The sequence below is a fragment of the Bacteroidales bacterium genome (genome assembly GCA_021648725.1).
Classification (GTDB): domain Bacteria; phylum Bacteroidota; class Bacteroidia; order Bacteroidales; family JAADGE01; genus JAADGE01.
In genome coordinates this window covers 26,745-53,021 of record JAKISF010000016.1, presented here as the reverse complement: position 1 = coordinate 53,021, position 26,277 = coordinate 26,745, and the positions used below count along the sequence as shown (strand labels likewise).

At 31.7% G+C, this 26,277-nt stretch carries 19 protein-coding genes; 7 read left to right on the top strand and 12 right to left on the bottom strand.

What is annotated here, in order from left to right:
- The first annotated feature begins 182 nt into the window (after positions 1–182).
- Together rho and L3J35_07680 are read left to right on the top strand one after the other, a co-directional pair.
- Positions 183–1,877, top strand: coding sequence for a transcription termination factor Rho (gene rho / locus L3J35_07685; GenBank protein MCF6366068.1), 1,695 nt, complete (start codon positions 183–185; stop codon positions 1,875–1,877).
- A gap of 57 nt (positions 1,878–1,934) precedes the next feature.
- A complete protein-coding gene (locus L3J35_07680) occupies positions 1,935–4,340 on the top strand; it encodes a TonB-dependent receptor (GenBank protein MCF6366067.1) in 2,406 nt (801 codons plus the stop codon).
- Here L3J35_07680 and L3J35_07675 read toward each other — a convergent pair.
- Complete coding sequence (locus L3J35_07675; GenBank protein MCF6366066.1) at positions 4,312–5,142, bottom strand: aminotransferase class IV; 831 nt, start codon at positions 5,140–5,142, stop codon at positions 4,312–4,314. The genes L3J35_07680 and L3J35_07675 overlap by 29 nt on opposite strands.
- Positions 5,143–5,273: 131 nt before the next feature.
- Between L3J35_07675 and lptB the strand changes: the two genes are divergently transcribed.
- Entirely contained in the window at positions 5,274–5,996 is a 723-nt protein-coding gene (gene lptB, locus L3J35_07670; GenBank protein ID MCF6366065.1) for an LPS export ABC transporter ATP-binding protein, read from the top strand.
- A gap of 56 nt (positions 5,997–6,052) precedes the next feature.
- Here the strand turns inward: lptB and L3J35_07665 are convergent, their stop codons facing one another.
- Positions 6,053–6,325 (bottom strand): hypothetical protein, encoded by a 273-nt coding sequence (locus L3J35_07665; GenBank protein MCF6366064.1) that lies wholly within the window; start codon positions 6,323–6,325, stop codon positions 6,053–6,055.
- A 140-nt stretch (positions 6,326–6,465) separates the two neighbouring features.
- Between L3J35_07665 and L3J35_07660 the strand changes: the two genes are divergently transcribed.
- Positions 6,466–8,592, top strand: a complete 2,127-nt coding sequence (locus L3J35_07660; protein ID MCF6366063.1) for a S9 family peptidase — start codon at positions 6,466–6,468, stop codon at positions 8,590–8,592.
- Positions 8,593–8,641: 49 nt separating this feature from the next.
- On the opposite strand, the gene L3J35_07655 is transcribed toward L3J35_07660, so the two are convergent.
- From L3J35_07655 to L3J35_07620, 8 genes are all read right to left on the bottom strand, one after another.
- Entirely contained in the window at positions 8,642–13,177 is a 4,536-nt protein-coding gene (locus tag L3J35_07655) for a PKD domain-containing protein (GenBank protein MCF6366062.1), read from the bottom strand.
- 99 nt (positions 13,178–13,276) lie between these two features.
- Positions 13,277–13,915, bottom strand: a complete 639-nt coding sequence (locus L3J35_07650) for a deoxynucleoside kinase (protein ID MCF6366061.1) — start codon at positions 13,913–13,915, stop codon at positions 13,277–13,279.
- A 64-nt stretch (positions 13,916–13,979) separates the two neighbouring features.
- Positions 13,980–16,118: a prolyl oligopeptidase family serine peptidase gene (locus L3J35_07645; GenBank protein ID MCF6366060.1), complete on the bottom strand. Its 2,139-nt coding sequence runs from the start codon at positions 16,116–16,118 to the stop codon at positions 13,980–13,982.
- A gap of 250 nt (positions 16,119–16,368) precedes the next feature.
- Positions 16,369–18,501, bottom strand: coding sequence for a prolyl oligopeptidase family serine peptidase (locus L3J35_07640; protein ID MCF6366059.1), 2,133 nt, complete (start codon positions 18,499–18,501; stop codon positions 16,369–16,371).
- Between the two features lie 76 nt (positions 18,502–18,577).
- Entirely contained in the window at positions 18,578–19,081 is a 504-nt protein-coding gene (locus L3J35_07635; protein MCF6366058.1) for a hypothetical protein, read from the bottom strand.
- Positions 19,082–19,159: 78 nt separating this feature from the next.
- Positions 19,160–20,140 (bottom strand): DUF3365 domain-containing protein, encoded by a 981-nt coding sequence (locus tag L3J35_07630; protein MCF6366057.1) that lies wholly within the window; start codon positions 20,138–20,140, stop codon positions 19,160–19,162.
- A 64-nt stretch (positions 20,141–20,204) separates the two neighbouring features.
- Positions 20,205–21,485, bottom strand: a complete 1,281-nt coding sequence (locus tag L3J35_07625) for a serine hydroxymethyltransferase (protein MCF6366056.1) — start codon at positions 21,483–21,485, stop codon at positions 20,205–20,207.
- A gap of 91 nt (positions 21,486–21,576) precedes the next feature.
- Positions 21,577–21,930, bottom strand: coding sequence for an MmcQ/YjbR family DNA-binding protein (locus L3J35_07620; protein MCF6366055.1), 354 nt, complete (start codon positions 21,928–21,930; stop codon positions 21,577–21,579).
- Between the two features lie 189 nt (positions 21,931–22,119).
- On the opposite strand from L3J35_07620, the gene L3J35_07615 reads away from it, so the two are divergent.
- Entirely contained in the window at positions 22,120–22,305 is a 186-nt protein-coding gene (locus tag L3J35_07615) for a hypothetical protein (protein MCF6366054.1), read from the top strand.
- A 68-nt stretch (positions 22,306–22,373) separates the two neighbouring features.
- Positions 22,374–23,138, top strand: a complete 765-nt coding sequence (locus tag L3J35_07610) for a hypothetical protein (protein ID MCF6366053.1) — start codon at positions 22,374–22,376, stop codon at positions 23,136–23,138.
- A 259-nt stretch (positions 23,139–23,397) separates the two neighbouring features.
- Here the strand turns inward: L3J35_07610 and L3J35_07605 are convergent, their stop codons facing one another.
- Entirely contained in the window at positions 23,398–24,903 is a 1,506-nt protein-coding gene (locus L3J35_07605) for a TIM44-like domain-containing protein (GenBank protein ID MCF6366052.1), read from the bottom strand.
- A gap of 48 nt (positions 24,904–24,951) precedes the next feature.
- Positions 24,952–25,575 carry a hypothetical protein gene (locus tag L3J35_07600; protein MCF6366051.1) on the bottom strand — a complete coding sequence of 208 codons (624 nt, stop codon included), beginning with the start codon at positions 25,573–25,575 and terminating at the stop codon, positions 24,952–24,954.
- Between the two features lie 121 nt (positions 25,576–25,696).
- Between L3J35_07600 and gmk the strand changes: the two genes are divergently transcribed.
- Complete coding sequence (gmk, locus tag L3J35_07595) at positions 25,697–26,266, top strand: guanylate kinase (protein MCF6366050.1); 570 nt, start codon at positions 25,697–25,699, stop codon at positions 26,264–26,266.
- Positions 26,267–26,277: the final 11 nt, after the last annotated feature.

Sequence of the window (26,277 nt, the reverse complement as noted above, 5' to 3'; positions counted from 1 at the left end):
ATTATTGCATTAAATTAATCCGAAAGTTAAAAACAACAGTAAACGATTAATTTTCAATATTTTCTCTATAATTCATTCTCCAAAATATTCTGTTTTATCATCTTAGCCGGATATTAAAAATGTAATTCTTCTTGAACAGATAAACCTCAAAATATTAATTAATAATTTAAAAAACATATTAAATGTACGACATTCTCGAACTTCAAAAAATGAAGGTAATTGATTTGCGTGAACTTGCCAAAGACTATGGCATCAAGCGAATTGAGAAATTTAAAAAACAAGATTTGATTTATGAAATATTGGATCAAGCTGCAATAAAAGGAACAAAATCACAGACTGAAAAGTCTGATAAAACAGAGCAAAAACCCAAAAGTGTTGTAAAACAAAAAACTGTTTTAAAAACGGATAACAAAACAAATAAGGTAGTTGAAAAGAAACAAGCTTTCCGAAAAAAAGAAAAAAAGATTGAAAAAACTGAAGAGGTTAAATCTTTTAAAAGAAAACCAACTGACGGTAAAATAAAAGATAAAAAGTCTTTTGAGAAAAAGCCTTTTGAGAAAAAAACTTTTGAGAAGGATAAAGAAGATAAACCTGTAAAAGAGAGAACCGATGATAAAAAGGTGTTTGAATCTAAACAAAAAGATAAAAAACCCATTGAAAGAAAATACCAAAATAATCTCCAAAAAAACAATCCTAAGAAACAAGGAAAAGATGAAGGACAAGACAGAAATAAAAGCTTTAACCCTAAACATGAATTTGATGCAATCATCCAAAGTTCAGGTGTTTTAGAAATTATGCCTGACGGATATGGTTTTTTAAGGTCGGCAGATTATAACTATTTTAATTCCCCTGACGATATTTATGTATCTCAATCTCAAATTAAACTTTTCGGTTTAAAAACCGGCGATACTGTTAAAGGGCAAATAAGACCCCCGAAAGACAGTGAAAAATATTTTCCTTTAATAAAAGTAGAAGGCATAAACGGAAGAAAACCGGAACATATAAGAGACAGAATTCATTTCGAGCATTTAACCCCTTTATTTCCTGATGAAAAATTTAATATTACAGGAAAAGATGCTTCTGCATCAGCAAGAATTATTGATTTATTTTCACCGATAGGAAAAGGACAAAGAGGTCTTATAGTAGCCCAGCCTAAAACAGGTAAAACAGTGTTACTTAAAGATATAGCTAATGCAATTGCAGCTAACCATCCGGAAGTTTATATGATTATTCTGTTAATTGATGAGCGACCGGAAGAAGTTACAGATATGGAAAGAAGCGTAAATGCCGAAGTTGTTGCATCAACATTTGATGAGCCTGCCGATAAGCATGTAAAAGTATCCGAAATAGTAATCCAAAAAGCAAAACGATTAGTAGAATCAGGACATGATGTTGTTATACTCCTTGACTCAATTACAAGATTAGCAAGAGCTTACAACACAGTTTCTCCGTCTTCCGGGAAAGTGCTTTCCGGCGGTGTTGAAGCAAGTGCTTTACATAAACCGAAAAGATTTTTCGGTGCAGCCAGAAATATTGAAAACGGAGGCTCGTTAACCATTATAGCTACTGCATTAATAGATACCGGCTCAAAAATGGATGAAGTGATTTTTGAAGAATTTAAAGGAACCGGTAATATGGAATTGCAGTTAGACAGAAATCTTTCCAACAAAAGAATTTATCCTGCAGTTAATATTAATGCGTCCGGAACCAGAAGAGAAGATTTGTTATTCGGGAAAGATATGCTTAATAGAATGTGGATATTAAGAAAGTATTTATCTGATATGAACCCTGTTGAAGCAATGGAATTTTTAAAAGACAGATTGCTGAGAACAAGAAGTAATGAAGAATTTATTATTTCAATGAATTCAGGCGAATAAAAGGCTTAATTTTTGTATTCATAAGTGCGTTTTAAAAAAATTAAACGCACTTTTTTTATGTCAATACAATCTGAAATGAGAACAGTATCAATATTTTTATTTATTTTACTTTTTGCTTCTGCAACATTTTCACAAAAAGTAAAAGTAATAGATGAAACAAATTCGCAACCAATTGAAAATGTGTTGATATTTAATAATTCGAAAACAGTTTTTACAAATTCTGAAGGTGTCGCAGATTTAAGCGAATTTAAGAAAGATGAGAAAATTCTTTTTAAACATGATTTCTATGAAGAAAAATACCTGACATTCAAAAACTTAAAAGAAACAGATTATATGGTTGTTTTAGAACAGAGTGTCTTAAATATTAATGAAGTAGTAATTTCTGCAAGTCATTGGGAACAAAATAAGAATGAAGTTCCGAATCGAATAAATATAATTTCAAAAAATAAAATAGCACTGAATAATGCCCAAACATCTGCTGATTTACTAAAATTATCAGGTGAAGTATTTATTCAAAAAAGCCAACTCGGAGGAGGAAGCCCTATGATAAGAGGTTTTTCTGCAAACCGAGTTTTAATAGTAGTTGACGGCGTAAGAATGAACAATGCAATTTTCAGAAGCGGAAATTTGCAAAATGTAATATCAATTGATGCAAACAGCATTGAAAACTCGGAAATTATTTTTGGTCCCGGTTCAGTTGTGTACGGAAGTGATGCATTAGGAGGAGTCATGGATTTTCATAGTTTGAGGGCTAAATATACAACCTCAGAAAAAACGAAATTTGCAGGAAATACAATGTTTCGTTTTTCTTCGGCAAATACAGAAAAAACAGGTCATTTAGATTTTTCCGTAAGTAAAAAAAGATTTTCATCCGTTACGTCTCTTTCATACAGTGATTTTGATGACTTAATAATGGGCAATATCGGAAATGAGTCATATACAAGACCTGAATATGTTGATATTATTAACGGACAGGATATAGTTATAACAAATTCAAATAAGAATATTCAAAAATATTCCGGATATAAGCAATTAAATGTTCTGCAAAAGTTGCGATTTAAACCTAATAAATATTTGGACATTAATTACGGGTTTTACTATTCAAAAACTTCCGATATCCCTCGTTATGACAGGCTTATTCAATACAGCGGCAATCAATTGAAATATGCACAATGGTATTACGGTCCGCAAGAATGGATGATGAATAATATCTCTTTTTTTCATTCTCGAGAAACAAAACTTTTTTCGGAATCTAAACTAATTTTTGCATATCAAGATTTTAAAGAAAGTCGGCATGACAGAAAATTCGGAAAAGATGAAATACGAAAAAGATATGAAAATGTAAAAGCATATTCGGTAAATTTGGATTTTGAAAAAGAAATAAAGCAAAATTCTTTCCTGTTTTACGGAGCAGAAGCCGTAACTAATAAAATTTATTCATCAGGTATTAAGTTGAATGTTAATGATTTATCAGAGAGATTAACTTCGAGCAGATATCCGGATAATTCAGATTATTCAACTTTTGCCGCATATATTTCATACAAAAATAATTTATCGGATATTTTTACATTGAATACAGGATTAAGATATAACAGAGTTTATGCTTTTGCCGAATTAGATACAATGTTTTTTGATTTTCCCTTTCAAAATATAGATTTCAATACGGGAGCATTAAACGGAAGCTTCGGTTTGGTTTACAGACCTGAAACATGGCAGTTCAGCTTTAATGTGTCAAGCGGTTTCAGAGCACCGAATATTGATGATATGGCAAAAGTATTCGATTCGGAACCCGGAAGTGTAGTAGTTCCTAATTCAGAATTAACTCCTGAGTTTGCTTATAACACAGATATCGGAATTGTAAAATTAATTAATAAAAAGATTAAAGTTGATGCAGCTGTTTTTTATACATTTTTGGATGATGCTCTGATTAGAAAAGATTTTACTTTTAACGGTGCTGATTCTATAATGTATGACGGAGAATTAAGTAAGGTGCAAGCAATTGTAAATGCAGATAATGCCGTGATTTACGGATTTCAAATTGCATTTTTTGCCGAATTGCTTGACAAACTGAGCGTAAGTTCAAATTATAATTATACACGAGGTTATGATTCTGAAAATATGCCTTTAAGGCATGTAGCTCCTTCTTTCGGAACAACTCATCTGTTATTTAAAACAGAAAAGTTTAAGGCTGATTTATTTGCAGAATACAATGCCGAGATTTCTTTTGAAAACTTAGCAGAATCAGAAGTTGATAAACCGCATATTTATGCATCCGATTTAAACGGAAACCCCTTTTCTCCTTCTTGGTACACAATTAATTTAAATACACTCTTTAAAATTAACAAAGTATTCAGTTTAAAAGCAGGAGTAGAAAATATATTTAATATGCGTTACCGCCCTTATTCATCAGGAATTGTTGCACCCGGGCGAAATTTTATTTTTTCGTTGAAAGCAAGTTTTTAGTATAAGTTTTAACAATACTGAAATACAATTTTGAAATTTGTTGTAAAAGTTCATTTTCTTTTGAGAAAATATGATTATCAATTTGATTAACTGTCAAAACACCTACAGAAGTCCCCGTAATAAATACAGAATCATATTTTTTAATATCATTTTGATATAAATCGGTTTCAATAATTTTAATATTATTTTCTTTGCAAATATTAAAAATGTGTTCTCGTGTAATTCCTTTTAAAATATCTTTTGATTTTGGCGTGTATAAATAGTTATCCTTTATAAAAAAGATATTTGATTTACTACATTCTGTAATTTTGCCGGATTTTGAAATAAGAAGCGTTTCAAAAGCATTTTCTTTTTTCATTCGGGATTTTACTGACTTCCTCAATTTATAGTTAATTACTTTTGCATTCGGATTTTCTCTTTCTGCCTTTTTCGAAATAAGTTTTACACCTTTTTTATAAGTTATATTATCAGGTTCAATATCTTGCAAAAAAAAGCAGATAAGAATATTTTCTGATTCATGAAACCGTAAGGCAAATTTTAAACGTCCCCTTTTAATTTTATTAATTTCAATTAATTTAAGAACTTGTTTAATTATATTTTCTTTTTTTAACCAAATTTTAAGTTTTTTAATTTTTGCAGATTCAAATAGTCTGATAATATGATCTTCTATAAATAACGGAGTTGCCTCAATAATTTTAACAACTTCGTAAATAGTAATCCCTTTTTCCAGTTCTGAAATGTTAAACTTCTTTGTCGGGAAAACCATATCATTAATAATAAAAAAATCAGCTGTGCATGCCATAATTTCAATAAAATGTTTTGCAAAATAAGATATTTAAATCGTAAAAATTGTTAAAAACAGCAGTAAAAATTGCAGTTAATTAAATGTTTGATAATTTTATGCTTCGGAAACAAATAACTAACAGAACCGGAATGAAACTATATACAGATAAAGTAATTAAAAAATACGGAAGCAGAACAGTTGTAAAAGGAATTTCGGTAGAAGTTAATAAAGGTGAAATTGTCGGATTATTAGGACCTAACGGTGCCGGGAAAACAACTACTTTTTATATGATTGTCGGTTTTATAAGACCAAACGGAGGCAGTGTTTATCTTGACAATAATGATATAACAAAATTGCCTATGTATAAACGTGCAAAAATGGGAATAGGTTATTTGCCGCAAGAAGCATCTGTTTTTAGGAAATTATCTGTAGAAAATAATATTAAAAGTGTTCTTGAAATGACGAATATGTCTAAAAAAGAACAATATATGAAAACTGAGAAATTAATTGAAGAATTCGGATTATCACATATACGAAAAAGTAAAGGCATTCAACTTTCGGGCGGAGAAAGAAGACGAACAGAAATAGCAAGAGCATTGGCAATAGATCCTGCATTTATTCTTTTGGATGAGCCTTTTGCCGGTGTTGACCCGATAGCTGTTGAAGATATTCAAAGTATCATAAAAAAACTGAAAGAAAAGAACATCGGGGTTTTAATAACTGACCATAATGTTCATGAAACTTTAAATATTACCGACAGAGCCTATTTATTATACGAAGGGCGTATTTTAGAATCAGGAACAGCCTATGATTTGGCTTCAAACCCGGAAGTTCGCGAAAAATACCTCGGCAAAAATTTTAAACTCAGATAAAGCATCAACCAATAATATCCAATGTTTCTGTCTATGTAAAGTAAAGTTGATATTTCTCAGATTTTTAATTCCTTTTTTGAGAATTTTTCCACTTTTGAAATATTTATATTCTTGTCTGTATCAGCACCCGGTTTTTTATAAATATATTTTATCAGTATCTCATTATCAAAATAAAAACGCTTCTGATAACTTTCGTTTTCGGACCGACAAGCCGGAAGCATATAATTCAATTCAACTTTATGTACATTAAAATCTTCTTTATTTTCTTCAATTTGATAATAACGCTTTCTTATTTCCTTAGTTTTATTTTCTTGTCCTTGTGAAATCAAGTTTAAAATTAAGAATGTAACAGAAAAATATTAGTTTTCACGATGAATAAGTTATTAAATATTTATTGTTGTAAATATAAATAGGAATTATTAAATAAAATAATCTATTTTTGCAAGCCTTAAAATGTAAAAAATATAGGATGAAAAGACTGCTGTACTTTACGATTATTATTTTATTAAGTTTAGAAATTATGATGACAAGTTCGTGTAAAGTTAACGAAGAAATTATTGCACCCGTTGCTGAAAAAATAAAAAAAGAATTAAGCATTCACGGAGATACCAGAATTGATAATTATTATTGGTTAAATGAAAGAGAAAACCCGAAAGTTATAGAATATCTTAAAGCAGAAAATAATTATTTAAAATATAAATTAGAACATACCGATTCTTTACAAGAAGTTATTTTTGACGAAATTGTCAGCAGAATAAAAGCAAAAGACAGTTCTGTTCCTTATTTTGATAATGCTTATTTTTATTACGTAAGATACGAAGCTCAGAAAGAACACCCCATTTATTGCAGAAAAAAAAAGAATCTTGATAATGATGAAGAAATTTTGCTGGACGTAAATAAATTATCATTAGGTTTTCCGTATTACTATGTTACTGATTATGCCGTAAGCCAAAATAATAAAATATTAGCATACAGTGTTGATACGGTCGGGCGGCGAAAATACGAAATCAGGTTTAAAAATTTGGAAACCGGCGAAGATTACAAAGACATTATTAAAAATACTGACGGAGAAGCCGAATGGGCATCCGACAATAAAACTGTTTTCTATATTAAGAAAGATGAAGAAACTTTAAGAGAATTTCAACTTTGGAAACATGTTTTGGGAACTTCGGAAGAAGATGATGTCCTAATTTACGAGGAAGAAGATGATTCATTTTATATATCTGTATCTAAAAGTAAATCAGATGAATACATATTGCTTGAAGCCGGCAGTACAATTTCTTCCGAATGCAGATATATTAATGCCGATAACCCGAATGATGAATTTAAAGTAATTACTCCCAGAGAAGATAAGCATGAATACTCTGTTGAAACACATGAAAATGAATTGTATATTTTAACGAATTTCGGAGGAGCAACAAATTTTAAAATTGTAAAAACAAACTTTGAAAATCCTGAGCCTGAAAATTGGAAAGAAGTTGTACCTTACAACCCTGATGTTTTTATTGAAGATTTTGAAGTTTTTAAAAACTATATTGTAATTAACGAAAGGAAAAACGGTCTTATATATTTAAGAATTATTGACTTGAAAAACAAAACTGACCATATTCTTGATTGCGGAGAAGAAGTTTATGAAATTTGGATTTCTGATAATGCCGAGTATGATACCGAAATATTAAGATACGGATACAGTTCATTAACAACACCTAATTCTTATTTTGATTATAATATGAAAACAAAACAAAAAACTTTGCTTAAAGAAAAGTTTGCAGGTAAAAAGTTTTCAAAGGATAATTATGAAGCAAAAAGATTGTTTGCAAAAGCAAATGACGGAAAGAAAATTCCTTTGTCTGTTGTTTATAAAAAGGGCATTAAATTAAACGGGGGAAATCCGTTGCTTATATATGCTTACGGTTCTTATGGTTACAGTATGGATGCAAGTTTTCACTCATCAGTTTTGAGTTTGTTAGACCGAGGTTTTATTTTTGCAATTGCACATGTAAGGGGAGGGCAGGAGCTCGGCAGAAAATGGTATGAAGACGGGAAATTGCTTCATAAAAAAAATACATTTACCGATTTTATTACTTGCACCGAATTTTTACATAAAGAAGGATATTCAAAACCGGAAAATACTTTTGCAATGGGCGGAAGTGCCGGAGGTTTATTAACCGGTGCAGTTTCAAATATGCGACCTGATTTATATGCAGGAATTATTTCGGAAGTTCCTTTTGTTGATGTAATTACTACTATGCTTGATGAATCAATTCCTTTAACAACAGGGGAATATGACGAATGGGGAAACCCTGACGAAAAAGAATATTATGATTATATGTTGTCGTATTCGCCCTATGACCAAGTTGCAAAACAAAATTATCCTGCAATGTTTGTTACGGCAGGATTGCACGATTCGCAGGTTCAATATTGGGAACCTGCAAAATGGGTTGCAAAATTAAGAGAATATAACACAAGCGATAATCCTATTTACCTTTTTACTAATATGGAAGCCGGGCACAGCGGAATGTCCGGAAGATTTAAAACATATAAAGAAACAGCATTAATTTATTCTTTTATTTTTGATGTGTTGAATGAGGAATAGTTGAGGTATAAACCCAACTTTTAGTAATGCTTAATAATTACTACAATGTTTATCGCAGTAAAGTAACACTGCCGGCAAAAATGAACGGTGTTCCGTTTAAATAAATGCCTTCGGCACGCCAAACATAAACATCTTGCAGGCTTAGTTTGCCGTCAAAATAACCTGTCCAGCCGGTTTCAATATCTTCGGTATAAAAAACAAGTTCTCCCCAACGATTATATATTTCCATTTTAAAACTTTCTACCGAACGGTATAATGCCGGTTTAAATACATCATTTATACCGTCGCCGTTAGGTGTAAAAGCATTAGGGAAGAGAGCTTTGCCTTCGGGTAAAACAACAACTTCTGTTAAAAGGGTTAAGGAATCAGTACATTTATTAACGGAAATAACTGTTAATTTAATAGAATATGAACCTTCGTTTGTGTATTGATAAATCGGATTTTCATCTGTTGATGTTCCTCCGTCACCAAATTCCCAAAAGAATGAGTCGCTGTCATCAGAGCTGTGATTAAAGCATCTTATAGGTTGGTCGGGTAACATTACCGTATCCGGAATTACTTCAAAATCAACTTCGGGTGATTGGAAAACAGTTATTGTAGTATCGTAAGAATCATAAGTATTACAATATCCCAATGTGTTTAATTGAATTGTATATGTTCCGGGTTCTTCAAAAAATAAACTGAAATCATTTTCGTATCTTATTGTTCCGTCATGTAATAACCATTCAAAAGTATCAATAAAAGTAGATTGATTTTCAAAATAAAAGGTAAAAGGTGTACAATGTTGTGTTGTATCTACCTGAAAAAATGCTTGCGGTTGATGTGCCGTAATTAATATTGTATCTTGAAAAGTATTTTGACAAGTATAAGCATTTTCAGCAAACATACTGATAATGTATTCTCCGCAGTCATCATAAGTATGCGAACCCGGATTTTCGTCTGTTGAAGTGTTGCCGTCACCGAAGTTCCAAAGGTAAGTTGACATTCCCGGACTGTTGTTTGTAATATTAATAGTTGTTTCGGGATAATACGCAATCATCGGGTCAGCCGTAAAACTTAATTGAGGTTGCGGATTTACGGTAATATCCATTTGAGCAGTATCTAAACAATTATTAGGAGAAACGGAATATGCCGTTACCGTGTAAATAACAGGTGCTCCGCTGATATTATAAAAGGTGTGAGAAGGCTCATTAAAACTTGAAACTTCACCGTCACCAAATTCCCAAAGATAAGTTGTGCCTGCGTTTAGTCTTTGAAATTGTACGTTCAGAGGGCTGCAACCTTCGGAAACATCAGAAGTAAACAGTGAAGCATCATTAGGAGAGCCTACCTCAACTGTGAAATTTGCAGTTGCAGGACACATATTCTTATCACGAATTACTGCTGTGTAAATTCCGGGCGGTAAATTCTCAATATTTCGGTTTGTTTGGTAATTAATTCCGTCTATTGAGTATTCATAGGGCCAAGAGCCGCCTGTTGCATAAATTGTAACTATGCCGTCGTTTGCCCATAAGCAAGATTCATCTTGTGCTGTAACATTTTCAATATATAAAGAATCCGGTTCGTATATACCTACCGGATATGTAATTGTGGGACAATTATTTGCATCAACTACTTTAACAATATAGTTTGCTGCCGGTAAATTAATAAAGTTGCCTGTTGTATTAGGATATGTTGTACCGTTATCAATAGAATAACTCAATGTTCCTGTTCCTCCCGAGGCATAAATATCAATTGTTCCGTTATTGTCACCGTAACATAATATATCAGTTTTATTAATGCTGTCCAATTGTATTTTCGAAGGTTCTGTAATATGAATTGTATCAATATCCATATTAACATCAACAAAACTTGCTTCACAAAAATTTGTATCGTATATCTTTACAAAATAATCACCGGGGGAAAGGTTTGTAAAAACTCCTCCGTTAGCATACCAACTGCTTCCCATATCAATTGTGTACATATAGCCGGGAACACCGCCTGTTGCACTTACAGTAATTGTTCCGTTATTATTACCGTTGCATCCGATAACATCCGTATATGTTACAGAGGTTATTTCTAATGTGTCGGGTTGTGTAAGTATAACTTCTGGACCTATTCTGACACAATTATAAGCATCTTTCACATAGGTTTGATATGTACCTGCCGTTAAGCCTGAGAAAAATGAATTGTTTTGGTATGTAATACCGTTATCAGAAGAGTATTGATACGGAAACTGTCCGCCTGATGCCGAAATGCTTATATTTCCGGTTGCATCACCGTAGCAATTAATATTTTGCTGAGAAACAAATGCAGGTATTAATTCTTCCGGTTCATTTATGGTTATTGTATTAACATTAACAGGGCAATCATATTCATCAGTAACAATAATGTTATAATCACCTGCAAGCAAATTAATAAAATTACCTGTTCCGTAGGCGGCAACACTACCGTTTATTGAATATTTATATCCGTTTGTTGCATGAGGCGTTCCACCTGTCATCGTAATGTGAATTGCTCCGTTATTATTGCCTCTGCATCCGGTAACATCTTCGTGTGTTTCCGAAACAAAAAGCAAAGGTTCGGGTTGTAAAATCTCAATTGTTCCGCCGTCTGTTTTGCAGTTGTTATTATCTTTTACTACTACATGGTATGAGCCTGCAATTAAACCGTTAAATGTATTTGATAATTGGTATGTAATTTCATTATCAACAGAATAATTAATCGGAACAGTTCCTCCGACAGCATTAATGATTATTGAGCCGTTTGTTCCTCCGTAACATTCTGATACATCTTGTTTTACAATAGAATTGATAATAAGTTCGGAAGGTTGCCCCAAAACATAAGAACCTCCTATAGTTGTACATCCGTGGTCATCCATTACTACAATATCGTAAGTAATGCCGGCAGATAAGCCGAACAGAGTATTTCCGTAGTAAAAATTTGCTCCTCCGTTGGGAGAATATTGTAATTGTCCTGTTCCCCCGCTTGCAGTAACTTCAATGCTTCCGTTATTGCCTCCGAAACAAGTAGGATCAGTCAGAACTTCATTTGTAATAACTACCGGGGTCGGTTCTGATATTTCAACAATATTGGTTGTAAATGTATCCGTACAATTGTGTGAATCTATTACAACTATGTCGTAAATTCCTGCTGATAAATTTATAATATCATTTCCGTGAGGATAAGTAGCCCCTCCGTCTGTTGAAAATTGGTATGCAGGTGTTCCTCCTCCGTTTGTAGTAATATGAATTGTTCCGTCATTACCTCCGAAACAAGTTGAGACATCTGTTGTTGAAACTTCTGTTATTAATAATTCAAGAGGTTGTAAAACTGTATGAGATTGTCCTGTGACTTGACAAGTGGTTTCAACGGCATCTCTGACCATTGTAGTATATAAACCTGCCGTAAGTGTGTTGAATACATTACTTGCCTGCCAAGTTGTTCCTAAGTCAACTGAATATTCTAATGTGCTGCTTCCTCCGTGTGCGTTAATTGTTATTCCTCCGGTTGCATCTCCGAAACAAGTTGTAATATCAGTAGCCGATTCTGAGTCAATAATAATTTCATCGGGTTCGGTAATAATAATTTCACTTCCGGCAACAGAACAGCCGTTTTCGTCTTTTACAACAACATTATAAGTTCCGGCATATAAATTTGAGAAATTACCGTTATTCTGAAAAACAACCCCGCCATCTATTGCGTAGTATAACAGCCCTGTTCCTCCTGATGCCGTAATAGTTATTGTTCCTGTATGTTCTCCGAAGCAACCTGTTATATTTGTATGTGATTCAGAATCTATACTTACTACTGCAGGCTCATTTACAGTAAGGGTACTTCCGTTTGTCGTGCAATTATTAGCGTCTTCTACAACAACCGAATAGCTGCCTGCCGGCAGAGGCGAAAAATAATGACCGGCTTGAAAAGTTGTTCCGCCGTCAATAGAGTACTGTATAGGAGAAGTTCCGCCGGTAACGAGAATGTCAATTGAGCCGTTATCTGCACCGTTACATCCTAAAACATCAACAACGGTTTCGGTTGTTATTTGTAATTCGGCAGGTTGCCCTACAATAATTGCAGAACCGGTTTTTACACATAAACTATCGTCAATAATTTCTATGTTGTATGTTCCGGCAGATAAACCTGTAAAGTTACCTCCGTTGTTTAGGTACGTTGTTCCGTTGTCTATTGAGTATTGAAGAGCTCCTGTTCCTCCTGTGGCATTTATTGTTATTGTACCGTTTATATCTCCGAAGCATCCCGTAACATCTGTTTTTGTTTCATTAATAATTTGTATCTCAACAGGTTCGTCAATATATACAACGTCTGAAACAATTTGGTTGAAAAAATCTTTTGAATAAACCGAATATGCACCTGAAACTAATCCTGTAAAATTATTGCTTAATTGATATGTGACGCCTCCGTCAATTGAATATTCATAGGGTGTTTGTCCTTCTGAAACATATACGGTAATTGTTCCCGAAGCATCTCCGAAACATCTTACTACATCCGTTTTGACAATACTGTCTAATTTAAATTGTGCATTTCCTTGAAAAAAGGAAAATATAAAAAGGGAAAATATGAAAGTTTTTAAAAGGCGTTTCATCAGCTATTCAAATTTAAGTATAAAGATACAACTATATAACTAATGACGTAAAAATACATAAAAAAGTTGCATTTACTAACTAATTGATATTATTTACTTTTATAAAATAATTCTGTTAATTCCTGTTTTATAGTCGTTGTTGAAAATAACATTTTTAACTTGCTCGTAATGAGGCTGTTCCCTGACAAAATCAATTCTGTTAGTGTCAATCACTAAGAATTTATATTCATCTCTGTGTTGTTTCATATATTCAAAATATCCTTTTTGAATTTTGTCGAGATATTCGGGTTTAATGTTTCTTTCATAGTCTCGTCCTCTTCGTTTAATATTTTTAATTAAATTTTTTACGTCAAGATATAAGTAAACATATAAATCAGGTTTCGGCAAGTTCGTGTAAATTATGTTAAAAATTCTTCGGTATAATCCGTATTCGTCATCGGACAAAGTATTTCTTGCAAAGATTAAAGATTTTGTAAAGTAGTAATCAGAAACTACAAATGATTTGAATAAATCTCTGTTTCTTATTTCTTTATTTAATTGATAAAACCTGTCGGCAAGAAAAGATAATTCCAGAGGGAATGAATATTTATCGGGGTTTTTATAGAACTTAGGAAGAAAAGGATTTTCTGCAAAATCTTCCGGAATTAATTTAGCATTATAATCTTTTGCAATTTTTTTGGCTAATGTTGTTTTTCCTGCCCCTATGTTTCCTTCTATTACTATGAAACTGTGATTCATTTTTTTACTTTAAAATCTGATAAATTCAGAAATTCTAACCAAGCGTTACTTTTACTTTAATAAATTATTTATTGTTTTCAAACGGGTTAATTCCCATGTTATACCAAGTAAATGCAAACCTGTCCACTACCTGTTCTATTAATTTAGATATCGGAGTTCCGCTGCCGTGTCCGGAATTTGTTTCAATTCTTATTAACACAGGATTATTGCTGTTTGTATTTGCTTGTAATGTTGCTGCAAATTTAAAAGAATGTGCAGGAACTACTCTGTCATCGTGGTCTGCGGTTGCAATTAAAGTTGCAGGATATTTTATTCCTTTTTTTACCGAATGAACGGGAGAATAATTATAAAGGTATTTGAACATTTCTTCTGATTCTTCCGAAGTTCCGTAATCGCTTACCCATGCTGCACCTGATGTAAATTTGTGATATTTAAGCATATCCATAACACCTACGGTGGGAAGAGCAACCTTAAATAAGTCAGGGCGTTGTGTCATTACTGCACCTATTAATAAACCTCCGTTTGACGTTCCTGAAATTGCAAGATAATCGCTTGATGTATATTTTTCTTTGATTAAATACTCTGCCGCTGCAATAAAATCGTCAAATACATTTTGTTTTTGCATTTTAGTTCCGGCTTTATGCCATTTTTCACCGTATTCTCCTCCTCCTCTTAAATTTGCATGAACGTATATTCCTCCGTTTTCTATCCAAATTAAATTTTCAAGATAAAATAAAGGTTTTAAACTTCTGTTAAATCCTCCGTAGCCGTATAAATATGTAGGATTTTTGCCGTTTAATTCTATATCTTTTTTATGAACGATAAACATTGGTATTTTTGTTCCGTCTTTACTTTCGTAAAAAACTTGTTTTGTTACATAATCTTCCGGATTAAAAGAAATATTAGGTTTCCAGAATAATTCGGAAGTTCCTTTTTTGATATTAAACTTAAATATTGTTGAAGGATATGTAAAAGATTTAAAAGTATAAAACAGTACAGTATCTTCTTTTTTTGCCTTAAAATCAACTGTTGTGCCGATTGCAGGTAATTTAATTTTTCTGATTTTATTTCCGCTGTAATCGTATTGAATAATTTGTGATTTAACATCAACCATTCGCGAAGCAAATAAATATCCGCCTCCTGTTGTTACTGATAAAACATTTTCGGTTTCAGGAATCAGGTCAGTCCAGTTTTTAGGTTGCGGATTTGATGCATCAACTTTAATTAACCGATTATTGGGAGCATTAAGGTTTGTTAAAATCAATAGTTCGGAATCATTGTTATCAATAATCGTATTTTTATTATCGAATGATTTTACTATTGTGTCAATTATGCTGTTTTTCTTTATTAAATCCTTGATATACAGCCCATTTCCTCTAAAACTTTCTGCAGCTTTTATATAAAGGAATTTTTCGTCTTCGGTAACAAATGCTTTTAAATATCTTATTTTGTGCTCTTCTCCGTTAAAAATTAATTTGTCATTTTTTTGAGCATCATTTAATTTGTGAAAATATAATTTATCATATTGTGTTGAAACGGAAAGTTTTTTTTCGCCTTTAGGTTTATCGAATGTGCTGTAATAAAAACCTGTATTTCCGACCCAAGAAATTCTGCTGTCATAAATATTAAATAAAGTATCTCCGATTTGCTTTTTGGTTTTTGTATCAATTACAACGATTTTTTTCCAGTCGGAACCTTTTTCGGAAATTTGATATGCCAATAAAGAACCGTCTTTAGAAAAGCTTTCTTTACTCATTGAGATTGTACCGTCTTTTGAGAAGTTATTCGGATTTATAAATACTTCTTCATTTTTTTCGAGTTCTTTTGTTCTGTAAAAAACCCATTGATTTTGTAATCCGTTATTTTTATAAAAGTAATAATATTCTCCGTTTTTCTTAGGAATATCATATCTTTCATATTTTAAAATTTCTTTTAATCTGGCTCTGATATTATCTCTGAAAGGAATTTCGTTTAAATATGTAAATGTAAAGTTATTTTGAGCTTTAACCCAAGCCTTAGTTTTATCATAGTTATTATCCTCAAGCCATCTGTACGGGTCAGATATTTTCGTGTTAAAATATTTATCAGTAGTTGTGTCTTTGAATGTTAAGGGATACCGGAAGTTATTATTTTGAGCCTTATTTATTTTAAAGGAAAACAATACAAATAACAGAATAGTATAGAATATTGTCGATTTTCTCATAAAAGGAGATAAGAAAGTTTAACTTTTTTTCAATGTGTAAATTTATAATTAAATTCTTATAATAATGAATGATAATCATAAAATCAGATTGTTTCTGTTGATTTTAATAACGAAATTAATTGTTTTTATTGTATTTCTTTAATAATATGTTATTTTTTATACTGATTCATCTGGTTTTTTTATGAAAAAATTCTTCATAAAAAAAAGCGTAGTTTAAAAAACTACGCTTAACAATCTTGTTTATAGGTTTTTAGTTTTTAAAAGGATTAATTCCCATATTATACCAAGCAAATGCAAATTTATCGGCAACTTGTTCTATTTGTTTTGATGTAGGTGTTCCTGCTCCGTGTCCGGCATTTGTTTCAATTCTTATTAATAAAGGGTTATTGCTTTTTGCTTTTGCCTGCAATGTTGCCGCAAATTTGAATGAATGAGCCGGAACTACTCTGTCGTCATGATCGGCTGTTGTTACCATTGTTGCAGGATAATTAACCCCTTCTTTAATTGCATGAACCGGAGAATAATTCAAAAGGTATTTAAACATTTCTTCTGATTCTTCCGAAGTTCCGTAATCGCTTGCCCATCCTGCTCCTGATGTGAATTTGTGATATTTAAGCATATCCATAACACCAACTGCGGGGAATGCAACTTTTGCCAAATCGGGTCGTTGCGTTATTGTTGCACCTATTAATAAACCTCCGTTTGAGCCTCCTGCAATTGCAAGATAATCGCTTGATGTATATTTTTCTTTAAAAAGATATTCGGCAGCAGCAATAAAATCGTCAAATACATTTTGTTTGTTCATTTTTGTTCCGGCTTTATGCCATTTTTCTCCGTATTCTCCTCCGCCTCTAATATTGGGTTGTGCGTAAATTCCGCCGTTTTCCAGCCAAACTAATTTTCGCAAGTCAAACCCCGGTTTTAAACTAATGTTAAAACCTCCGTATGCATAAAGATATGTTGGATTTTTTCCGTTCAGTTCAAGTCCTTTTTTATAAACAATAAACATCGGGATTTTTGTTCCGTCTTTACTTTTGTAGAATACTTGTTTTGTTTCAAAATCATCAGGATTAAAAGAAATATTAGGTTTCCAGTATAATTCTGATGTTCCTTTTTCAATATCGTATTTAAAGATTGTGGCAGGATAGGTGAAAGAAGTAAAAGTATAGTAGAGTTCTTTTTCGTCTTTTTTTTCTGAGAAACCGTATGTTGTTCCGATTGCAGGTAATTCTACTTCTCTTATTTTTTTTCCGCTGTAATCGAATTGTATAACTTGCGATTTTACGTCAACCATGTATGATGCAAATAAATACCCACCTCCTGTATTAACGGACATAACATTTTCGGTTTCGGGAATAAGATCTTTCCAGTTTTCGGATTTAGGGTTTGAAGCATCAACTTCTACTAACCTATTATTAGGTGCTTTGTAATTTGTGTGAATTAGCAATCTTGTTCCTTGATTGTCAACAACATATAAATCACTATCGAAGCCTTCCATTACGGGAACAATATTGCTGTCGTCTGTTGTTAAGTCTTTAACGTACAGCTCATTACCACTTGTACTTTCTGATGCCGTGATTACTAAAAATCTTTGATCTTCGGTTAAATAAGCTCCTAAATATCTTCTTTTTTGTTTTTCTCCTCCGAAAATTAATCTGTCATCTTTTTGGGAAGTTCCTATTGTGTGAAAAAATAATTTATGGTATTGTGTTAAGCCTGATAATTTACTGCCTTCTTTCGGTTTGTCGTAGCTGCTGTAATAAAAGCCTTCATTTCCTTTCCAAGCCAAACCGCTGAATTTTATATCAACCAATGTGTCTTCAAGTTGTTTTTTGTTTTCTGTATCAATTATAATTACTTTTCTCCAATCAGAACCTCCTTCCGATATTTGATAAGCTGCTAATGAGCCGTCTTTTGTATAACTTATTGAACTCATTGATACTGTTCCGTCTTCAGAAAATGTATTCGGGTCGAGAAAAATTTCGGCATTTTTTCCGAGTTCTTTTGTACGGTATAAAACATATTGGTTTTGTAAGCCGTCATTTTTATAGAAATAATAGTAATTACCTTTTTTGAACGGGGCACCTTTTTTTTCGTAATTCCATATTTCTTCTAATCTGTTTTTAATTTTATCTTTAAAAGGAATTTTATTTAAATACGAAAACGTAAATTCATTTTGTGCTTTAACCCAGGCTTTTGTAGCTTCTGAATTATCATCTTCGAGCCAACTGTACGGGTCGGGAACTTTTGTTCCGAAATATTCATCAACTGTTGAATCTTTCATTGTTTCGGGATAATTATACTCTGTATTTTCTTTTTTGTTCGTTTTGCAAGAAAAAATTAATAGTAATAAAACTGCAAAGAGCGTTGCCGTCTGTTTCATAATTATGGTTTTTGTTTATAGATTAAATACTTAGAACTGTAAATTTACAATATTATTGATAAAAAAATGAATAAAATCACAAAATTAAGTTGTTTTGTTCTTGTTCTCTATCTTTTTTCTTACCTATAATTCTTCCGATAATAATTCCGAAAGTAAACCCGAATAATGAAGCAGGCAACAGAAAATTAGAATTAATAAACCAAAATATTGCCGTAAATAATATAGTTCCTGTTGCAAAACCTATAAAAGAGTATGAAGAAGCATAATATTCTTTATATGATAAATTATGAACTTTTTTTAAATGGTTTACAATTTTTTCGTTTCTTTTTTCGTATTCGGAACGAAGTTTCGGAGAACCTGATTTTAAACTTTTTGTAAGATTTGCAACAATATCTTCTACCTCATTTTTCAGGCTTTCACATTCTGAACAATTATCCGAAAAGGCATCAATTTTTTCGGCAATTCTTTCTAATCGGTCAATTTTATAAAATTTATAATCTCTTTTAAAAATATCATCAATTTGAGAATCAATTTCAGTTTTTATTTTTTTTGACCATACATTCAGTTTTATATTGTCCATTTGTTATATTTTAAGTAATTGTGTACGGCAGATTAAAAAACTACTCCTAATATTTCTTTTTCTCTTTACCTGTTCGAGTTACTTTTCATCCATTTCTACCACCCAAATACCTCTGAGTTGGTTTTCGGCATAGCCTGTTGCCATATCTTTGGGGTACAGTAAATCTATTTTCTCTAAAACTCCTGAATTTATTTGCACATCAGGTATTCCATGACATTGTAAGCAGAATTTACCGGTAATGATAGGGTAATATCCGACTATTTTCTCTCCTATCTTTTGTATTTGAGGCTTTATTATCTCTTTTTCGGAGAGACTTTTTTGACTTGCAAGAATATATTGCAACTCTGATTTATTTGCTGTATTAAGCAAATTTCTGGGTTTATCGGAAACCCTTTTTATTTTAACACTTAAAGCAACTGCCATACTGTCTGTCAACGGGTAAGCTCTCTCTTGACAGAATTCTACAGCATTTGCAGTTCCTTTGTTTTTTATTGCAAATTTAAGGTTAGTACCTAATACCGATTTTGTTGACAATACAAACTGCTTTCCCATATCAATGTAAGGCAAATCTTTTAAACCTACACCGTATTTTATTTTTTCTTTTTCAAAGTGTTTTGCAAACCAATCTGTGTTTTCAAGTTTAGTGTGATAAATATAGTTTGCAATATTAGTTAAGTCTGTTTCATTAAATTCAAATTTAGGCATTACCCCAAATTTTTCTATAGCATCCGGTATTTTGGTTTTTTCTTCAACAGGATTTTTTATAAATTCAATTAAATTTTCGGTAAAATCTTTTTTTGTTATTCCTTCCGTAATGTAATGTTTTTTTATTGTCCCCATTGCAGGAGCAATCTTTTTTTGAATATCTAAATCCGGACTATGGCATGAGAAACAGTTTGACACCAGCAATCGGAAGCCTTTTTGCAGGCTATCTTCAGAAATGTTTTCAACAATAGGTTTCTTACTTTCGTCATTTTGGTTGTTTTTTTCTGTTACGCTTTGATTACAGCTAATCAAAACACTTGCAGTCAAAAAGACAGGTATTATTATTTTTTTCATCAAAGGTGCTTTTCTAATATTTAACTGATTGTAAAATATGCTTAATAATAAAATAAATAAACTTCTAATGTGTTGTTAAGGGATAGTTTTCCATTAGATTATTAACTTTTTTTCTTACATTCAAAATAATGTCTTCGTTTTCGGGATTTAAGATAACTTCGTCAATCATATCAACAATAACAGGCATTAAATCTTCTTTTACGCCTCTTGTAGTAATTGCAGGAGTTCCTACTCTGATACCCGATGTTTGGAAAGGAGAACGAGAATCAAAAGGAACCATGTTTTTATTTAAAGTAATGTCAGCTTTTTCCAGAGCTTTTTCAACAATTTTACCTGATGTTTCGGGAACTTTTGTTCTTAGGTCAATTAACATCGAATGATTATCTGTTCCGCCGGAAATTACTTTGTAACCTTTTTCAACGAATGCATCTGCTAATGCTTTTGCATTTTTAATTACTTGTTTTTGATAATCTTTAAATTCATCGGTTAAAGCTTCTCGGAATGCAACTGCTTTTGCTGCTATAATATGTTCAAGCGGCCCGCCTTGTGTTCCGGGGAATACTCCTGAGTCGAGTACAGATGACATCATTCTGGTTTTTCCTTTTGGTGTTTTCTTGCCCATAGGATTTTCAAAATCTTTTCCCATCATAATCATTCCGCCTCTGGGGCCTCTTAATGTTTTATGTGTGGTTGTTGTAAGGATATGGCAATGAGGGATAGGGTTATTTAAAAGCCCTACAGCAATTAAACCGGCAGGATGTGCAATATCGAACATTAACAGAGCACCGACTTTGTCAGCAATTTCTCTCATTCGTTTATAATCCCAATCACGAGAATATGCAGAAGCACCGCCAACAATTAATTTAGGGTTTTCTTTAATTGCAAGTTCTTCCATTTCGTCATAATCTACCGTTCCGGTTTCTTCACCTACATTGTATGAAACGGCATTATAAAGAATGCCGGAATAATTAACAAATGAACCGTGGGTTAAATGTCCTCCGTGTGAAAGGTTTAGTCCCATAAAAGTATCGCCGGGTTTTAATACGGCTAACATAACGGCAGCATTTGCCTGTGCACCGGAATGAGGTTGAACATTAACCCATTCGGCACCGAATAATTCTTTTGCTCTGTCTATTGCAAGTTGCTCTGTTTGGTCAACAATTTGGCAACCTCCGTAATACCTTTTTCCGGGGTACCCTTCGGCATATTTATTAGTTAAAGGAGAACCCATTGCTTCCATAACTTGTTTGCTTACAAAGTTTTCTGAAGCAATTAATTCAATACCTCTTTTTTGTCTGTTAAGTTCTTGATTAATCAAGTCAAATATTTTATTATCTCTTTCCATCGATTATTTTTTAATAATTAATTTTCGCAAAAATAAATAATCTAAACTAAAATGTATTATACATTTAGAATTTAATTTGTATTAAAATTCATTACATTTTTAATAATTTTTCTCTATTCTTTTTCGTCATTTTAGAAACGACTGAATTGTATGAATCATCAATCCATTTTTTTAATTTTGAATCGGGTATTGAGCCGTCTATTATAATTGTATTCCAATGTTTTTTATTCATGTGATATCCTTCTTTTACCGCATTATATTTTTCTCTTACTAAAATTGCTTTTTCGGGCTCGCATTTTAAATTTATGCTGAAATCATCTTCTAAATCGGTAAGTGCAAACATTTTGTCAAGAACTTTTAAAACAAGTGTTGTTTTGTCAAAAGGAAAAGATTCGCTTACAGCTTTTTTAGATAAGCAATATTCTCTGAAATTTTCAATATTCATATTCTTTTTGTAAAATGATTAATAAAATACAATGCAATATACAATAAATGGCTATAATTGTATGTTAAAGGATACATATAATTATGTTTAAATTGATTTAATCAGTAAAAAAATTCATTATTAAATAAAAATCTTTTAACTTTGCATATACATAGAATGAAATTTGTTAATAAATTAATATAATATACAATGAAAAAGTTACTTTCTATTTTTGGAATTCTTTTATTTTTCGGAAGTTTTATGATTTCGTCATGCAATTCAAGTGCAAGATTATGTCCTGCTTATCCGCCATCTGTTTATTCGGGAGACGTGCAAGAACAAGGTTCGCAAGATGTGATTGAAACTGTTGATTTTCAAAACAGCGAAAACTTATAAAAAAAATATTATTTTTTAATAAATAAAGTTTGTAATTTATTTTACAAACTTTATTTGTTTAAACTTTTATGAAGAAGTTAATTTTTATATTATTCCTATCTTTTAGTTTTTCAATTGTTTTTTCACAAGGTGAAGTTGATACTGAGCATAAAATTTTGTTCAGAAATGAAAAAAGTTTTGCTTTTGTATTGAATTCAAATGGTTACGGTTTAGGGTATCGCTACGGGAAAAGAATTAATGTTCATAAAAAGTTTTTGTACGAAGGCGATTTTAATATTGTAAAGCATAATAAGGAAAAAAAAATCAGTAATCCGCTTACCTATAATATTTTTAATTTTGTTTACGGAAAAACAAACGTTGCTTTTAATTTACGATTTGCTGTAGGAAGACATCATGAGATATTTAAGAAGTTTGATCGCAACAGTGTGTCAGTCAGGTGGTTTTATGTGGGCGGTATTAGTGCAATGTTTCTGAAACCTATTTATTATGACGTTTGGAGTGACTCTATAAATGCAACAACTGTACAATTGTTTACAGAAAATACTCCTTGGTGGTTTATTCACGGCAAAAAATCATTTTCATACGGTTTTAACGAAATAAAAGTTATACCGGGGATTTATGCAAAAACAGGTTTTTCTTTTGAATTCAGCAAAACGGACAAAAAATTAAGTATGCTCGAAACCGGTATTTCATTTGAGGCTTATCCTAAACCGATAAAAATTATGGAAACAGAAAATAATCCGATGTTTTTTCCGACTATTTATTTAGCTTACCGATTCGGAAAAGTTGAAAGCGGTTATTATTTGAAAGAACAAGATGAAGGAACCAAATAATTTTCTTTACAGTTAAAAATTAATTTCAGCTTTTTTTGTTTTTGATTGATTTATTATTATCATCCGGATTTTTCTTTTTCTTTAATTGGTTTATAATCAGAAAAATAAAAACACCTATCATAATAAACAGTGTGAAGAGCTTTAAAGTTGCTATTATTTCAAACATCTGTTTTCTTGTTTTAATTGTTAATTATAAAAACCGCTGTCAGGCTTTTAAAGCACTGACAGGGAGGATTATTGTATTTTCTTATACTGGGTTTTATCCAGAATAAACTTCGTCTTGTGTAATAATTGAAAGTACCCATGAAAAATCTCCGTTACTTATTTTTGTTCCGCAATATTCACAAACACCGGCTTGTCCCATTTTATCGGCAGGGGCACCGCAATTAGGACATGTTGAAATGTCAAATTCATCTTTTTCGACACCGTTTTTTCTTATAAATGTCCAATATTCGCTGAAAGAACGAGGTCTTTTATCTGAACCGCCTCTTACTTTACCTTGTTTGTCAACTACATAGTCAAGCGAAGAAGCATAAATTCTTACTGTTATTGCTTCATAAAATTTGTCTGTATCTATTCTTACAAATTGTACATTTGTGATTTTAATATCTTCTAATTTATTAGTCAAACCTGCACTTTTGTATGCATCAATCCAAAACATAAATGACTCATAAGTTCTGTCTGTTAACAAGTTTCTTACTTTATCTAATTTATTTTTGCTCCATGCAGTATAAATTGCCATGAAATATTTTGAAGCAACATTATATTTGAATTGTTCGCTGTATGTTTTCCAGTCAATATTATGTTGTGCTGCAAAGCTTGAAGTGTATGAACTCAATCCGCTTTGATAAATTGTTTGTAAGCCGGTTCCTCTTTCGGGAGCATAATGAGCTAAACCTTTTGTGCTGAAAACTTCTTGACTTAAAACTTTATGTTTTTTTACAAACCACTGCATTTCGCCGTTATTAATTTTTGTTCCGCAACTTTCACAAACTCCGTTATCAGTAAAATTTGCGGGAGCAGCACAATTCGGGCAAACCAACTTTCTCATTTTATCGGGTTCGGGAGATAAAATTCCGGCTTTTCTGTTAAAATACCATCTTTCAACAACCGAGTATCTGGTTTTTTTGCCGTGTTGATTTAATGTGTAGTTTGCTTCAATATCAACAGCAATACCCGTAACGTGTTGGAGGTTATTTACTTCGCTTATTCTTAAACTTCCGATAACTATTTCATTTACAGTACGTTTATTTTGTAAATTTGCAGATTTTTTAATTTCAGATTCATCAAAATAAGGAGATAAATTTTTAAACTCTTTGCTTCCGTACCATGAATAATATTTATTATATATTGAAGATGCAAAATCAATAAATAAAACTTTTGAGAAGTTAATGTCAGTTGCTTTAAGCATTGAAATATCTCTTTCGATATCTGCATTTCTGTTTTTAACGGCTTGGATGCCCGGTGCAGAGGATACTGTTCTGCTTTCTCCTTTATTTCGTCTTTTAATAATTAATCTGATAACGATTATTGCAATTATTAAAGGAATTGAAATGTAAGGCGGTAACTCTGAAAGAATTAAATAAATTAAAAAACCGATACCGTCTCCTCCGCCACCTCCGCCACCGGAACCTCCACCGCCTGAAAATGAATGACCGCCTCCGGGTCTTGCACTTAGAATTTCTATTGCGAAAGGGCTTATGAGTAAAAACAGTGTAAATATGATTGCTAAAGTGAAAAATATATTAAGTTTTTTGTTATCCATAACTTTTTGCTTTTAATTGTAATTTATTTTCGTTTGTTCGATAATGTTTTATAATTCTACTTCTAAATCATCAGGCAGTTCGTTAATGTCATTTTCAACAGGTAAAATGTATTTTGCAAAAATTTCTTTTGTTTTTTGTAACTCGGAAATAAATGCATCAGTTATATTATTACTTTCAAAAATTGTATTAAAGTCAGTTTTCATTTTCTTCCAAAGTTCATCGGGAACTAATGTAAAAGCACCTCTGTCTGCCAAAATTTTAACTCTTTTTTCGAATAATGAAACATAAATTAACACACCTATTTTTTCATTAGTAAACCTTATGCCGCCTTTCTGAAATACAGCTCTTGTATATATATCCGTGTTTCTTTTCATTCTGGCTTTCTTAATAAAAAGTCTTTTGAAGCCTTTAATCAGTTCGGAACTAAGATATGCAAAAATAAAGGAGAGAAATGTAAAAAAATACATTAAATAAGGGTCAAATTCAATCGGAGAAAACATAAAAAAAGTAGAAACTAAAAACATGAATGCAAATGCAATCCATAGTGATATGTCTCTGTAATTTCCTGATTTTGCTTTTATTACGGCAACAACTTCAACAAGAGAATTGTTCTCAATGTCTTCGATTGTTTCGTAAAGTTTAGTTTTGAAATTTTCGTTAAATTGCTTCATCTTTTTCTTTAATTTAATAGTTTAACAGTTTCTAAATTTAAATATTTTCTGTAAACCAAAAAAATTTGTTTTATAGAATGATTGTTTACAATTTTGAGAAATAATCAATAATTTAAAAAAGATGACCGGAAAATTAGTCGTTTTTTCAGCACCTTCGGGTTCGGGAAAAACTACGATTGTAAGAAGAATTTTATCTGAAAATGTATTTAATTTTGAATTTTCTGTTTCTGCAACCAGCAGAGAAAAGAGAGATAAGGAAATTCAGGGAAAAGATTATTATTTTTTATCAGTTGATGAATTTAAAGATAAAATAGCAAATAGTGAGTTTGTTGAATGGGAGGAAGTATATAAAAATCAATTTTACGGAACATTAAAATCGGAAGTTGAAAGAATCCGGAATAAAGGGAGTAATGTTATTTTTGATGTTGATGTTGTCGGCGGAATTAATATAAAAAAACAGTATGAAGAAGAATGTTTGACTGTTTTTATTATGCCGCCCTCAATAAAAGAACTTGAAAAAAGGTTAAGAAACAGAGAAACCGAAACGGAAGAAAGTCTTAAAAAGAGGCTTGCAAAAGCTGAACATGAAATGACTTTTTTAAAATATTTTGACGTGGTTGTTGTTAATGATGTTCTTGAAGTTGCTGTTGAGGAAGTAAAAACACATTTAAGTGTTTTTATTGAAAAATAAAGATTATATAG